The organism is Bacillus sp. PK6-025 (assembly GCF_056530265.1).
Genome location: NZ_CP096509.1, coordinates 3788248 through 3803212, shown reverse-complemented (window position 1 = coordinate 3803212; position 14965 = coordinate 3788248). Strand labels below are relative to the sequence as shown.

The window sequence follows — 14965 nt, the reverse complement described above, 5'->3', positions numbered from 1 at the left end:
TAACCAAATGCAGAAGTTTATAAGTTAGGGCTTATTCAGTTCTGATTAAGATTTTTGCTCTTCTTCCGTGAAACAATAAATTGATTTTATTTGAAAGCTATTCTGGAAAACAGTTTCACTGCAACCCTCGAGCAATTTACGAATATATGTATGAAAATAAAGACCAATATGGTCACAAACTGATATGGAGCATTGATAAACGATATCTGTCGGCATTAGACGGCGTTGATGCATATTTAAAAAGTTTTTCTCTTAAATGATTTGGTACTTGCCTACAGCTAAGTATTGGATTACAAACAGCTGACTGCCTCTTATGGATTACACAAGTATTTGCAAACGTGGCACGGCACTCCGCTAAAAAAACTAGCTAATGATATGGATGAAGTGCACATACCCGGAACCACAACTGAAAAGTATAAACAGAATGTTCTGCAGCAAGCCAGCAAATGGGATTATTGAATTTCTCTAATGCATACTCGATTGAAATTTTCAAACGTGCTGTGCTCTTCAATATTCAAAAGGGAAATTTCTAAAGCTGGTTATACAATAAATGACATTCAATTTTCGTCAGATTAGAGAAAATAAAAAAAATTTATATGTGCACCAACTTGGAGGGATAATGAATTTAAGAAAGCTGGCCAGTATAAATTTAAACTCCAATGATTTAGGGGAAATGAAGAGGGAATCTTGGAGACTCTGTGGTTATTCTTCTTAGAATACATGATCTGATATATTAATTAAAAAACCCATTGTGTTTTTTGCATTTGATCTTTCGGCTTATCGGATTCCCTTAAATATTTTCTACTTTAATTTTCAACAGAAAACATCAGAAAACTTAGTTCAAACAAGGCAGAACTTATAAAAACAGTAAAAAAGTTGTTACACATAATCTATATAGATCTAACTATGAGCTTTTTATAATTTAGAAGATGTCAAGGCTTCTAAAAGAGTAATTGAAACAATCCTTTAACTTCTAAATAAAGAGGTGCTACATGTTTTCTATCATAATGCCAATATATAATTCTGAGAATTATTTAAGGGACTCAATAGAGAGTGTCATTAACCAGTCAATTGGATTTAAGGAAAATATAGAACTGATATTAATAGATGATGGCAGCGTTGACAGCAGTCCTCAAATTTGTGAATTCTTTAAAGATCTATATCCTAATAATATTAAAATCTTGAGAATTGAAAATTCCGGACCTTCTGCTGCAAGAAATTGTGGGTTATCAAATGTAAGTGAAAAATCCAAATTCATTGGTTTTCTTGATTCTGACGATACATTCTCTCAAAATGCGCTGCAAAGTGTTTATAATTTTTTTTGTGATTCCGAAGATGTAAACATTGCGGTATTACCTGTTTATTACACAGGTAAAAAAGAAGGCGGACATAAATTAAATAATAGATTTGAAAAAGGAACAAGAGTTATAAATATCCTCAACGATTATAAGGCTATTCATTTTTATATTGGCGGCACTTTTTATAGAAAACATATACTAAATAGTACCGCCAAGTTTGATGAAACTATAAAGTTTTGGGAAGACGCTATCTTTTTTAACCAGTTATTGCTGAAAGAAAAAAGATACGGAGCAGTTGCAGAAGGAAAGTATTATTATAGAAAACGAAAGGAAAAGAACTCATTAGTTGATCGTTCATGGTTTAACAAAAAAAGGTACACATATTTGTTGAATACATGTTATATGACTTTGTTGAGGGATTCAATTAAACAATATGATATAGTTCTGCCTTATTTGCAATTTTTAATTGTATATCATATGAAACTGTTTTTATATCAGAACTATAGAGATATTTATAAGTCTGTTTTAGATCAACAAGAACAAAAAAAATTTGTTGATGATTTTATTAAAATTTTAAGATATATTAAACCACAAATTATAAAAGAACAAAATATGCCCATGTATTATAAAGAATTTATGTATCACTTATTAGAAGCAAATACAGAAGCTCTTGAAAACATAAAAAAAGAAAGAGTACTACAAAGTTCATGTACTATTACCTCGACAAAAATAAAAGGATTTAAGCTTGAATTAACAGGGCACTTTATTAACCAGTATTATGAGATGCAAGAAAACGATGAAATTTATATAAGATATTTTAATAGATTAAAAAAATGCAAACGAGAAGAACTGAAAAAAACGATTGAAGTATGGGGATATAAATTAAGAGATTTTAGATATGCTGGCTTTGTTGTTGAAATACCAATTTGGGCTTTTGCATTTGACTTTGTCCTTAAAACACCAAATGATGTTTTAGAACTTAACCATGTAAACATTTTTAAAAGTTTGCTTACAAGGGTTTTTAAAAAAAGGTAGATTTAAACCTGTTTTTTAAGAGTGGCACTCCCTTTGGTTTTTCTTTTTTTACTGGATTCTTATTCATATAAACATTTTGTTTAGGAGTGATCTTTTATGAATGAAAAGAGTTTTAACTATGATTTCAGTGTTATAATGCCGATTTATAATGTTGAGTTATATCTAACTGATGCTATAGAAAGTATCATTAACCAGACTATAGGTTTTGAGAATATTCAGTTAATACTTGTGAATGATGATAGCCCCGATAAAAGTGAAATCATCTGTAAAGAATATGCACAAAAATATCCCAATAACATTGTATATGTAAAAAAACAGAATGGCGGAGTGAGCAGTGCTCGAAATTATGGCTTAAGATATGCTGAAGGTAGATACATTCAATTTTTGGATCCGGATGATTTTGTTTCAGAAGGAACCTTCGAAAATGTTTTAAACTTCTTTGACCAGCATAAGAATGAAATTGATATTGTAGCAATCCCTATTTTTTTTGCAGAAGGAAGAACAGGAGAACACAATCTAAATAATAAGTTTTCTTCTACAAGAATATTGGATGTAGAAAAAGAACCGCATTATATATTAACTCATTGCTGTTCTACATTTATAAAAAAAGATGCCTTGAAAAATATCAGGTTTGATGAAAATTGTAAAATAGGAGAAGATGCCAAACTAGTTAATTTAATCATATCGCAAAAGAAAAAGTATGGTCTAGTTAAAGAGGCAAAATACCATTATAGAGTTAGAGAAGATGGATCATCTGCCATGCAGACTGCTAAAGCAAATAAGAATTGGTTTAACCATTCACTTATCACTTTCTCTAAGAATTTAATCGATATCACAAAAAACCATGAACAGAAAATACCTTTGTTTCTTCAATATATGATTATGCATGATTTGAAATGGAAATTATTGGTTAAAGACATTAGTGAAACACCTTTAGACGAAAATGAATACCGCGAATTTTTAACATTGATTCGAGAAGTATTATCGTATATCGACGACGATGTCATCATTAAAACAAAAAGTATCAGCCATTTCTATTTATATCATGCTTTAAAATTAAAACACGGTGAAAATTATAGTAGGTATGTATATAAAAGTGAAACCGAATATGATTATTATTTATACAGAGAAGATAAAATTGTTTCGAAATTATCGGATCAAACTCTAACTATTGAGATTTTAGAAGAAAATGAGAATTTTATTCACGTAGAAGGTTTTTGGAGCTCTTTGTTTGATTCCGAAGGTTTTAATTTTTATGCTAAAATTGGCGAAACAAAAATAAAAGCAAAGCATATAAAAAGACCGCATAATGACTATATAAGTTTAGGAGAAGTAATAAAAAAATATCCTGGTTTTTCTATAGATATTCCCAAAAGCTATCTAGCAGACAATCAACATATTGAATTTTATATAGCTAAGGGTGAAAAAATGAAGATAACAAAACTTCGCTTTTTCAAGTATTCAGGTTTGTCAAGCAATCTATATAATTCTTATACAGCTAAAAAAGATTATATTTTTTATTATAATTACAAAAAATTAATGTATGAAAAAAACAATATTAAAAATAGATTTATAAAAGAGTTTCGTTTCTTAAAATCTCTTCATAAATCAGGGGGGAAATCAAAGAAACGAAAATCAGCTATTAAGAAGGCATTGGTGGCAAGAATGGCATACCATGTTTTCACGATTTTTAATAGAAAACCAGTATGGTTATTCATAGACAGACAAGACAAAGCTGATGATAATGCCGAGCACCTCTTTAAATACGCAACCAACAAGAATGATGGGGTAAAAAAATACTTTATAATAAAAAAAGATAGCAAGGATTATGTCAGAATTAAAAAATACGGAAAGGTTATACCATACAGATCTTTTAGACATAAAATTTTAACCTTATCCTCCTCCAAGGTAATATCTACACATGCGGATAATTGGGTTGTAAATCCATTTTTCAATATGGAGATTTATTTTAGAGATTTATTTAATTTTGAGTTTGTCTTTTTACAACATGGAATAACAATGGCAGATCATTCTAAATGGTTAAACAAATACAGCAAGAATATCAAATTATTAGTAACTTCAGCGAAACCTGAATATCAGTCTATTGTGAAAGGGAATTACAATTATAATAAAGAAAATATCTTGTTGGGTGGATTTCCAAGATATGATAATCTTAAGAAGAGTAAAGGGGAAAAGCAGCTTCTAATCATGCCTACATGGAGAAAAGATATTGTATTACCTAAAGATCAGGCAAAAGGAGTAAGACCGTACAATCCGAAATTTAAAGAAAGTGAATACTTTGCTAGGTATAATGCTTTGATTAATGATGAACGGCTAATTCAATTTGCTAAGGATAATAATTATAAGATAACCTTTTTCCCGCATCCGGACATTCAACAACAGATCGTAGATTTTGAAAAACATGAGTATGTAAAGTTTGCAGATTATAATAGCAGCTATCAAATGTTATTTAATTCTTCTAATATAATGATTACTGATTTTTCATCTGTTGCATTTGATTTTGCATACGAGAAAAAGCCTGTGATCTATTATCAATACGAAAAGTCATACCATTTTAAACTTGATTACTATGATTATAAGAAAATGGGATTTGGCGATGTAATAGAAGATCATAACAGCTTAATTGATAAAGTTATCTATTATATGAAAAATAATGGTCGTATGGAAGATAAGTATAGAAAAAGAGTGGATAACTTCTTTGCATATACTGATAAAAATAATAGGGATCGGATTTATAATGCAATTTTGCAATTAGACAATAGCAAAATTGCTAAATGAGCTTAAATTTGATCTTTAATGACACTTTAAAATTATGGGAGAAGTTCTGCGGAACTTCTCCTTACTTTTTTAAAAGGGAAAAAGACTCAACATCTCTTACAATATTCACCGGTGCTTTCAAATTTCTTTTACCGAAAGATCCAAAAAGTTATCTTGGGGTATTATGGCGGTTTTTAAAATACTGGCGTACTGTTTGTTTGTATTTGGTATGGGAATCTGCGACAGTAAGTAAGTCATAATAGGTATCGGAGAAGTGCCTTTTATTGTTTGGATGATGGCTGGTTTGATTCCGTGGCTTTTTATTAGACCGACTATTCTTGATGGATCAAACAGTGTGTTTAAGTGGATCAATGTAGTTGCCCAACCAGTTCAATGCCTTCTGTCGCGGCTACTTCAAATTTATTTAGTTAATTTTGTAATGATGAGTGTTTATGTCGCTTTTTTAGCAAGCGGTGTTTACTCATGGATACAATATATTTCCTATTTAATTTGTATGATTGTATTTATGTTTTCATTCACTTCGTTTGGCGTTTTTCCGCAAAATGAAGTGTAGAACCATCATGGCGATGCAAAGGACAAGACAGAGGAACGCTTCTTCGCAGACAACAAGCAAGAGTTTATTGCATTTGAAAACGCATCTGTTTCAAAGGATCAAGATTCAAAGCGGAAGCTGACGGCAGCAGGACGCTGGATTTAGATAATGAAAAAATGCAGCTATGTACTGGAGAATGATAAAGCATCAGAGCTTGTTTTTTATAACATTTCTCTCGTTACTCCAGCGTCATTGTCTTTAAGCGACAGGCCGACCTTAATATCGAAATAAGAAAAGGCTATTGGATGAATGTCCAATAGCCTTTTTGTTTAGATTTCTTCTTTGTTTAGTAGACCTTCCATAAATGGAACAAGTTGCTCGCGAAGCTCTTTATCCTGCATCGCAAACTCAAGAGTTGTGGTGATAAAACCAAGCTTTTCACCAACATCATAACGCTTGCCTTCAAAGTCGTACGCAAACACTCTTTGAATTTCATTCAACTTTTGAATGGCGTCTGTCAGCTGGATTTCTCCGCCGGCTCCAACCCGCTGATCCTCTAAGTACATGAAGATCTCAGGCGTGAATACGTAACGGCCTAAGATGGCAAGATTAGATGGAGCTGTGCCTTTAGGCGGCTTCTCAACGAAGTTTTTTACCTGATAACGGCGGCCTTCGCTTGTCAGAGGATCGATAATGCCGTAGCGGTGTGTTTCTTCTTCTGGCACTTGCTGAACACCAATAATAGAAGAAAGCGTTCTTTCGTATTCATCCATTAACTGGCGCAATCCGGGTTTTTCAGCTTGAACAATATCGTCTCCAAGCAGAACCGCAAACGGCTCATCACCGATAAAGTTGCGAGCGCACCATACAGCGTGCCCGAGTCCCTTAGGCTCTTTTTGGCGGATATAGTGGATATCAGCCAGATTCGTAGCTTTTTTCACTTTTTCAAGGAGTTCTACTTTACCTTTTTCTTCTAGATTTCTTTCAAGCTCAGGAGAGTAATCAAAATGATCCTCAATCGCACGCTTGCTTTTACCTGTGACGATAATAATATCTTCAATACCTGCTTCAACAGCTTCTTCAATTATGTATTGAATAGTTGGTTTATCAACGATAGGGAGCATTTCTTTCGGCATTGCTTTTGTAGCCGGCAAGAATCTCGTTCCGAGACCCGCGGCAGGGATTATGGCTTTACGTACTTTTTTCATGTTCAGTACACCTTCCTTATACAATGTCTACGATCAAATTCAATGAATCGCAAGTATTTTAATGTCTTTATTGAACATACCCATTTTTCATATTGTTAACACTTTTTATCATATAAGAAAAACGAACTTTAAACAAGTAATATAGGGTAGTACTAAAACTTGAAATCAATAGAGAGGATTGCTATGGTAATGGATGCGAATGATAAACGTCAACATGCTTGAAACGATAAAAAGATAGTGTAAATAAAGATTCTATATAATAGTATTGATTCACCTGACCTGTTAGAGAAGGGCGCGCTGTTGCAGCTCTTCAGTCAGAGAAAAGTTTGGCTGTAAATAGGTCGATTACCTTCTGCAAAACAGCGTAAAGCCGGCAAAATGGTTGTTTTTTTGACCTAGAAACAAAAAGAGGACATTGTTTCAGCTGGACAAATTATTTTAACCTCCGTACGTACATAATAAGCTTGAATCGCTTTCCGAAGGTGGCACAAGAAGAGTATTCTTCCTTTATGCAGTTTTTGTCGATTTTTATGCTGTTTGGACAGGTGTATAAACAGGGAGAGGATGTCTCCTTATTTAATCTTCCCATTCTAGTGTGAAGAAGCTCAAAGATATTTTATCATGATTGGAACGGTGTGTTTTATTTCGAAGGATCCTGAAAGGTTTTGGTCGAGTATTTTATGCTGTTAGAACAAAGGGCATGTTCCGCCGTTTTAATAGCACCCTGAATCGAAAAAAAGCTTCTCTTTAATAGGAATAAAAGTAAGTAAACTTATTAAAGAGAAGGATTCAATATTCTATTTAACAAACAATTACTTTAAGAAAAAGGTGACAATAGTGAAAAAATTAAAAGTCATGACCATCTTCGGCACGCGCCCTGAAGCCATTAAGATGGCGCCGCTTGTGCTTGAATTAAGAAAACACCCCGAAATTGAGTCTTATGTGACGGTTACAGCACAGCACAGGCAAATGCTTGACCAGGTGCTTGAAGCTTTTAATATAAAGCCTGATTTTGATTTGAATATCATGAAAGAAAGGCAAACGCTGGCTGAAATTACGTCTAATGCACTTGTGAAACTGGACGAGCTGTTTCAGTCTATCAAACCGGACATTGTGCTTGTTCACGGTGATACGACAACGACATTTGCGGGAAGTCTTGCCGCTTATTATCACCAGATTTCCGTCGGCCATGTAGAGGCGGGACTCAGGACCGGAAACAAATACTCGCCGTTTCCCGAAGAGCTGAACAGGCAGCTGACGGGATCGATTGCCGATCTTCATTTTGCGCCGACAGAGCAGGCCGAAAAGAATCTGCTCCGTGAAAATAAAGACCAGGAGACGATTTACGTCACTGGAAATACGGCAATCGATGCGCTTCACACAACAGTGAGGGACGGCTATTCACATCCCATTCTTGAAAAAATAGGAAATGACAAGATGATTTTGCTTACCGCCCACCGCCGTGAAAATTTAGGTGAGCCGATGGAAAATATGTTTAAAGCAATCAGGCGGATCGTCGAAGAATTTGACGACGTACAGGTTGTTTATCCCGTTCATCTCAATCCCGCTGTTCGTGAAGCGGCTGCAAAGCATTTTGGTGATTTGGAGAAGGTCCATCTGATAGAGCCGCTCGAAGTCATTGATTTTCACAACTTTGCGGCTGAAGCTCATTTCATCCTCACTGACTCGGGCGGGGTGCAGGAAGAAGCGCCGTCGCTCGGAAAGCCGGTCCTCGTGCTTCGAGATACGACGGAACGGCCCGAAGGCGTTCAGGCCGGGACACTTAAGCTGGCAGGCACGGATCAAGATAAGATCTATCAGCTGACTAAACAGCTGTTGACCGATCAAGATGAATATCGCAAAATGTCACGGGCTTCAAACCCATACGGGGACGGACAGGCTTCGCGGCGAATTGCAGAGGCGCTGCTTTATCGGTACGGATATCGAAGTGCGCGGCCTGACGTGTTTAAAGACTAATAAAAAAGCTTCCTTTTCAGGAAGCTTTTTTTATTTATTAAGGCTTTCTTTCAGTTCGGCTGTAATGTCGGAAAGGGAACTTTCGTCAGCTTTGTAATAATAGATTCCGTTGATTTTTGTGCCGTCGCCTTTCAGCTCATGCTGGATGACTTTTGAGCGAGCTTCTTTATAGCCGGATTGAATATCCCACATATCGTCAAACGTGAGATTCGTTTTAACGTTGTTTTCGATCACTTTGAACATATCTCCGAATTTCGTGATAGACGATATATTGGCGCCTTTATTAATGATTCCTTCGATGACTTGACGCTGCCTGTTCTGGCGCCCGAAGTCGCCGTTCGGGTCTTCTTTCCTCATTCTCGTATAAGCGAGCGCTTCTTTTCCGTTCAGCGTAATCTCGCCTTTGCCGAATGAATATCCGTCATAGTTGAAAGCAAACGTACTGTTCACGGTAATGCCGCCAAGCGTATCTACGACATCCCTGAAGCTTTCCATATTGACTTTGATAAAGTAGTCGACAGGAACATCGAGGAAGTTTTCAACCGTGTCTACCGTCATCTGAACACCGCCGAATGCGTATGAATGGTTGATTTTATCCAACTTGCCTTTGCCGATAATTTCAGTATACGTATCCCGCGGGATGCTGACCATTTCAGTCGTTTTCGTTTTCGGGTTCACCGTCATATAGATGAGGGAGTCTGCGCGCCCCTTATCACCGTCCCGTTCATCGACACCCATGAGAAGCACGGAAAACGGGTCATGGTTGTCAATGTCAACAGCTGAATCGCGTTTTTTTGATTTGTTAATATTTTCATGAATGTTCGCTACAGTAGATGCCGCTTTATGCCATAAGTAATAGGCGTAACTGCCTGTGCTGAGAACAAAAATACCAATCAAAGCGATAATTGTATAAAGAATTTTTTTCTTTTTCTTCCTCTTTTCAGCTCTCATATAGCCCTCACCTTTTAATGTTCTACTTTGATTATAAGTTTCTTAAAATTCAAAAACAACAAAAAGTTATATGTGTCCTTTTGGATAGACGAAATCCTTAGAAAAATGTTTCAAAAAAACCAATCAATCTGCAAAATTTTTCGCTATAATTAAAGAATCTGTTGGAATTTGTCGATAAAAAGGGAGAGGTGAAGAAGATGAAAAAACTCATAGTTCTAACATTATCAATGCTGCTTTTGTTGTCAGCCTGTGGCACTTCGGGCCAATCGGAGGACAAGTCAAGCACAAACAATAAAAATGCGGCATCTGAAGAAACCGTCACTAAAGAAGGCTCATTCGTGGGGTTGGCTGACAGCCACACAATTGCGGTGAACATCGATGGCAAAGAAACAACGCTTCAAGTCGATGAAGATCTTCAGGATAAAGTCAATTCCATTGAAGAAGGCAAAAAAGTAGAAGTCCAATATAAAAAAGGCGGAAATGGCGTTTTGGAGCTGAAAAGCATCGAAACAAAATAAAGAGCTGAATCAAGGGGGTTTATAACGTTTTGAAAAAAATGAAGCTTCTGCTTCTGTCGTCAGTAACTGCTGCAGCTCTGATGTTTACACAATCTGCCCAGGCTGCCGACAAAACAATCTCGGTAAAATTAAGCAATTATTTGGGCAATAAATCAAGCGTTGATTTCGGCATTACCGGCGCATACGAAATTCCGGGCTCGGGAATTTCCGCGACAGAGCGGTACGGCGGGGCGACCCGCTTCGATGTGGCAAACAATGTTGCATCAGCCGGATGGACGAACCCGAGCACTGTCGTGATTGTCAATCGGGACGCTTTTGCGGATGCGCTTTCTGCATCTCCGCTTGCAAAGAAGTACGATGCGCCGATTCTATTAACTGATGCGGGCGCGCTGACGGCGAAAACCGAAACTCAAATTGCCAAGATGAAGCCTGATAACATCTTAATTATCGGGGGAACGGCGAGCGTTTCCAAAAATGTTGAAAACACGCTGAAAAAGTATGGGGCCATTGACCGCATCGGCGGCGCCAACCGCTATGATGTGTCCAAAAACATCGCGAGCCGGATGGGGTCCTACAGCCAGGCGATTGTTGCCACAGGTCTAGTCTTCTCCGACGCTCTGTCGATCGCGCCTTATGCGGCAATGAACGGTTATCCGATACTGCTTTCAGGGAATAATACGATCCGAAGCGATTACAATATTCCGAGCAAGGTTACGATCGTCGGCGGTCCGTTGAGTGTCAGCACAGGCGTTGAAAACACATTAAAGAAAAAAGCGTCTGTTACCCGCATCGGCGGAGCGAACAGATACGAAGTGTCGGCGAATATTGTCAACACGCTTAACATGAACGCATCAAAGGTTTTCATGTCTAACGGAACGACTTTTGCAGATGCATTGGCCGGTTCCGTTCTTGCAGCCAAACAAAAGCATCCTTTGCTGCTTGTCCAATCGGGCAGCCTGCCGACTCCTGTAGCAGATGTAGTCGCGAAAAAAGGAACCCAGTCTTTTGCTTTGCTTGGGGGGACCACTTCAATCACGGATTCATTGAAAAATAGTCTGGCAGACATGCTTACCGGAGATGGATACTCTGTTAATCTATCAAGCGGAAAGCTTGTACTCTACAAAAATAATAAAGCTGTCAAAACGCTTGGAACGACATTTACGGCATCACCTAAAAAATACTCGACATCAAATTCCATCAGCATCAACGGAAGGCCTTATTTAGGCAATATGAAGTTTACGATTGAATCAAGCAAATATGTTCGGCCGATAAACGAAAACATTCCGTTCGAAGATTATTTGAAAGGTGTTGTGCCGCACGAAATGCCGGCAAGCTGGCAGACGGAAGCATTAAAAGCCCAAGCGGTGGCAGCGAGAACATATTCGGTCGGTTCCGCAGGAAAAGTAGTGGCCGATACGCAAGCGTTTCAGGTTTACGGGGGATACGACTGGAATTCGAAGACATCCAGCGTTGTAAATACAACAAAAGGACAAGTTTTAAAATATAACGGCAACTTGATTTCGGCTGTTTACTCATCGAGCAACGGGGGATATACGGAAGCAAGCGCAGAGGTATGGGGCGGCAATGTTCCATATTTAATCGCCAAAGCGGATACATACGACCCGAAAAACAGCTGGTCGATATCCTTGAATAAAACGCAGATCAATACCAGCGGCTTAAACCTAAAGAGCCCTGGCACATGGTGGAATACGACAAATGAAACGAACTCTGCCTATTTGTCTGGGCTGAAAAGCTGGTTTATTACCAATAAATATCCTAGTGCAGAATCCATTAAGATCACGAAAATCTCAAGCCTGACCTTGAGCAGCGCGAAAACTGCCGGTCAGCGGCCGAAAACAGCAGAGGTGAAGTTTTCTTACTTTGTCAAAGAAAAATCAAACGGCTATGTTCTGTCAAACGGAAATCTCTCAGAAAAAACAGCGACGATTTCCGTGACGACGACTCAATTAAGATCGATGCTGGGCGGCATGAATATGAAGAGCACGTATGCTTCGGTATCCAACGTTACGAACGCTTTTGTTCTCAGCGGTAAAGGATTCGGCCATGGCATCGGCATGAGTCAGTACGGAGCAAATGCCAGAGCTGCTGCCGGGCACGATTACAAGAAAATCTTAAGTTTCTATTATCCAAATACGACTCTATCAAGCTATTAATAGAGTTAGAACAGGAGGCAGCAGTGCCTCCTCTGTTCATGTTCAGGGGAAAACATAACATTTACATTTTTGGAGGTTATTTTTTTGAGGGTCTTTCTTAAAGCTGTACCTATGTTGTTGTTAGGGTTCTTTTTGTTTGTACCTAATGTATTTGCAGCCAACTCTGTCACAAGATTAGACGGTGCAAACCGTTATGAGGTTGCGGTGAATGTTTCCAAGCAGGGATGGTCAAGTGCAAGCACAGTCATTGTTGCAAATGGAAAGGCATATGCCGACGTCCTTTCAGCGACTCCATTTGCTTACCGAAACAACGCGCCTGTCCTATTAACGGAAGCGTCCAAATTGCCAACGGCCACTAAAAACCGAATCAGTCAGTTAAAACCTAGCAAAGTGATTGTAATCGGCGGAACCGTCAGCGTTCAAAACGGCGTCGTAAGCGAGATTAAAAAGCTTGGTGTGTCATCTGTCGAACGCATCGGCGGGGCAAATCGCTACGAGGTTGCGGCAAATATTGCGAATAAGCTGCCGAGCAATTCAAAAGCTGTCATCGCCAACGGAACGGCCTATGCTGACAGCCTTGCGATCGGCGCATATGCCGCGAGAAACGGCATCCCGATCCTTTTAACATCGTCCAATTCCATCCCGACAGCGACAAAAAATGCAATGAAGAGCAAAGGAACAACATCGACCATTGTCGTAGGCGGTGAAGTCAGCATCTCCAGCACCGTATATAAACAGCTTGCTTCTCCGACGCGAATCGGCGGCAGCAACCGCTATGAAGTCGCGGCCAATGTCGTCAAGAAATACTATTCTTCTGCGAAGAGTGCAATCATCAGCAATGGCTATGCGTATGCCGACGGATTAACAGGATCTGTTCTGGCGGCTAAGCAAAACCGTCCGATGATGTTCACGAATGCATCATCTTTGCCGACACCGACAAGAGAAGTGATCGGTTCCAAAAACATGACGACGTTTACCGTGCTTGGCGGAACGGTTTCTCTTCAATCCAATGTCGTATCACAGCTGAAGAATCCGATCGTCGGCAAAAAAATCTTCATTGATGCAGGGCACGGTGGTACAGACAGCGGTGCTGTCGGCAACGGTTTATATGAGAAAAGCGTGAACCTTGATGTCGCAAAATTAATTAATACGAAATTATCAAACGGCGGGGCGCTGCCAGTTATGGCGAGAACGAACGACACTTACCTGACGCTCGCACAGCGTGTATCAAAAGCGCAGTCAAATCATGCGGATTTGTTTGTCAGCATCCATGCAAACTCGGCAACACCTGCTGCTTCCGGAACAGAAACCTACTATTATACAACGTATGAATCGGCCAACAGCAAAAGGCTGGCAACCGAGATTCAAAACCGTCTCTATGTTGCATTGAATACGTCAAACCGCGGTGTGAAAATCGGCAACTTCCATGTCATCAGGGAATCAAAAATGCCAAGCTGCCTTGTTGAACTTGCGTTTATCAGCAATGTAAGTGATGCGACAAAACTCAAAAGCTCGACCTACAAAGAAAAAGGCGCTAAAGCGATTTACGACGGAATTGTTGCTTACTATTAAAATATAAAGAAATTCGTTTTTCGGAAAAATTGCCTATGCTGCCTTTGTTTTGTCTTTATAATATAGTATGATATTTTTGGTGAATTTAAAGACAAAACGGAGGCGATGCATTTTTAACATAAAATCAATGAATTTACTAATTTTAATGACTCCTTTACATTGTGTTTACGTTCGTATGCTACACTGACGAATAGATCAAACAGTAACATACTAATCGAGGTGTATGCTAGTGAGTATCGACAAAAGTTTAAGAATGTACAATGAATATTCAAGCCAGCAAACTTATTCCTGTGCTCTATCAAAAAAAGCAGTACGTTATTTATATATGAAGCGGATAATGGATATCGTCCTTTCCTTGATTGGGCTCGCTCTTACACTGCCGTTTATTCTGCTGTTTTGTATATTAATCTGTATCGAAACACCGGGTTCTCCGTTATACCGGCAGGAACGCGTCGGAAAAGACGGAAAGCATTTTAAGGTGATCAAGCTGCGTTCTATGAGAATTGACGCAGAAAAATCCGGTGCGAAATGGGCGCAGAAGGATGATCCGCGCATCACTGCAGTCGGGTCTTTTATAAGAAGAACAAGAATCGATGAACTTCCGCAGCTGATCAATGTTCTGGCCGGAGATATGAGCCTTGTGGGACCAAGGCCTGAAAGACCGATGTTTACCGCTCAGTTTCACCATGAAATTCCGGGATTTAAAAACCGCTTAATTGTTAAGCCTGGGTTAACGGGACTTGCACAGGTAAACGGAGGCTATGATATCGGTCCGAGAGAAAAATTGGTGCACGATCTGTATTACATTCGGAATTTAACGTTTCTTCTCGATTTGAAGGTTATGCTGAAAACGATTAAAGTAGTATTAACCGGCGAAGGAGCCAGATAATACGAGGAAGTT

11 protein-coding genes and 1 pseudogene are annotated in these 14965 nt (G+C 38.5%); 10 read left to right on the top strand and 2 right to left on the bottom strand.

Annotation, left to right across the window (positions count from 1 at the left end; genetic code table 11):
- Window positions 1-80 precede the first annotated feature (80 nt).
- The 5 genes and pseudogenes from M1D67_RS19525 to M1D67_RS19505 all read left to right on the top strand — a co-directional run.
- A complete protein-coding gene (locus tag M1D67_RS19525) occupies window positions 81-260 on the top strand; it encodes a CDP-glycerol glycerophosphotransferase family protein (RefSeq protein WP_245117679.1) in 180 nt (59 codons plus the stop codon).
- 115 nt (window positions 261-375) lie between these two features.
- Window positions 376-459, top strand: coding sequence for a hypothetical protein (locus tag M1D67_RS19520; RefSeq protein WP_257007265.1), 84 nt, complete (start codon window positions 376-378; stop codon window positions 457-459).
- Between the two features lie 533 nt (window positions 460-992).
- Complete coding sequence (locus M1D67_RS19515; protein WP_026580190.1) at window positions 993-2333, top strand: glycosyltransferase family 2 protein; 1341 nt, start codon at window positions 993-995, stop codon at window positions 2331-2333.
- A 96-nt stretch (window positions 2334-2429) separates the two neighbouring features.
- Window positions 2430-5132: a bifunctional glycosyltransferase/CDP-glycerol:glycerophosphate glycerophosphotransferase gene (locus M1D67_RS19510; RefSeq protein ID WP_026580189.1), complete on the top strand. Its 2703-nt coding sequence runs from the start codon at window positions 2430-2432 to the stop codon at window positions 5130-5132.
- 669 nt (window positions 5133-5801) lie between these two features.
- Window positions 5802-5943 (top strand): annotated as a pseudogene (locus M1D67_RS19505) (hypothetical protein); the annotation flags it as partial.
- Between the two features lie 50 nt (window positions 5944-5993).
- On the opposite strand, the gene galU reads toward M1D67_RS19505, so the two are convergent.
- Window positions 5994-6872 carry a UTP--glucose-1-phosphate uridylyltransferase GalU gene (gene galU, locus M1D67_RS19500; RefSeq protein ID WP_026580188.1) on the bottom strand — a complete coding sequence of 293 codons (879 nt, stop codon included), beginning with the start codon at window positions 6870-6872 and terminating at the stop codon, window positions 5994-5996.
- Between the two features lie 837 nt (window positions 6873-7709).
- Between galU and wecB the strand changes: the two genes are divergently transcribed.
- Window positions 7710-8849, top strand: coding sequence for a non-hydrolyzing UDP-N-acetylglucosamine 2-epimerase (gene wecB, locus M1D67_RS19495; RefSeq protein WP_035337804.1), 1140 nt, complete (start codon window positions 7710-7712; stop codon window positions 8847-8849).
- A gap of 30 nt (window positions 8850-8879) precedes the next feature.
- Here the strand turns inward: wecB and tagU are convergent, their stop codons facing one another.
- Complete coding sequence (tagU, locus tag M1D67_RS19490; protein WP_035337801.1) at window positions 8880-9800, bottom strand: polyisoprenyl-teichoic acid--peptidoglycan teichoic acid transferase TagU; 921 nt, start codon at window positions 9798-9800, stop codon at window positions 8880-8882.
- A 197-nt stretch (window positions 9801-9997) separates the two neighbouring features.
- On the opposite strand from tagU, the gene M1D67_RS19485 reads away from it, so the two are divergent.
- The 4 genes from M1D67_RS19485 (at window position 9998) to M1D67_RS19470 (ending at window position 14953) form a co-directional block, all read left to right on the top strand.
- Window positions 9998-10318: a hypothetical protein gene (locus tag M1D67_RS19485; protein WP_026580185.1), complete on the top strand. Its 321-nt coding sequence runs from the start codon at window positions 9998-10000 to the stop codon at window positions 10316-10318.
- Between the two features lie 29 nt (window positions 10319-10347).
- Window positions 10348-12492: a SpoIID/LytB domain-containing protein gene (locus tag M1D67_RS19480; RefSeq protein WP_075212716.1), complete on the top strand. Its 2145-nt coding sequence runs from the start codon at window positions 10348-10350 to the stop codon at window positions 12490-12492.
- Between the two features lie 84 nt (window positions 12493-12576).
- Complete coding sequence (locus M1D67_RS19475) at window positions 12577-14064, top strand: N-acetylmuramoyl-L-alanine amidase (protein WP_026580183.1); 1488 nt, start codon at window positions 12577-12579, stop codon at window positions 14062-14064.
- Between the two features lie 229 nt (window positions 14065-14293).
- Window positions 14294-14953 (top strand): sugar transferase, encoded by a 660-nt coding sequence (locus M1D67_RS19470; RefSeq protein WP_020453132.1) that lies wholly within the window; start codon window positions 14294-14296, stop codon window positions 14951-14953.
- The last annotated feature ends 12 nt before the right edge of the window (window positions 14954-14965 follow it).

Bases quoted from the DNA above. Each gene is read 5' to 3' on its own strand.
- M1D67_RS19485 (WP_026580185.1), top strand. From the start codon at position 9,998: ATGAAAAAACTCATAGTTCTAACATTATCAATGCTGCTTTTGTTGTCA.
- tagU (WP_035337801.1), bottom strand. From the start codon at position 9,800: ATGAGAGCTGAAAAGAGGAAGAAAAAGAAAAAAATTCTTTATACAATT.
- M1D67_RS19510 (WP_026580189.1), top strand. From the start codon at position 2,430: ATGAATGAAAAGAGTTTTAACTATGATTTCAGTGTTATAATGCCGATT.
- galU (WP_026580188.1), bottom strand. From the start codon at position 6,872: ATGAAAAAAGTACGTAAAGCCATAATCCCTGCCGCGGGTCTCGGAACG.
- M1D67_RS19515 (WP_026580190.1), top strand. From the start codon at position 993: ATGTTTTCTATCATAATGCCAATATATAATTCTGAGAATTATTTAAGG.
- M1D67_RS19520 (WP_257007265.1), top strand. From the start codon at position 376: ATGGATGAAGTGCACATACCCGGAACCACAACTGAAAAGTATAAACAG.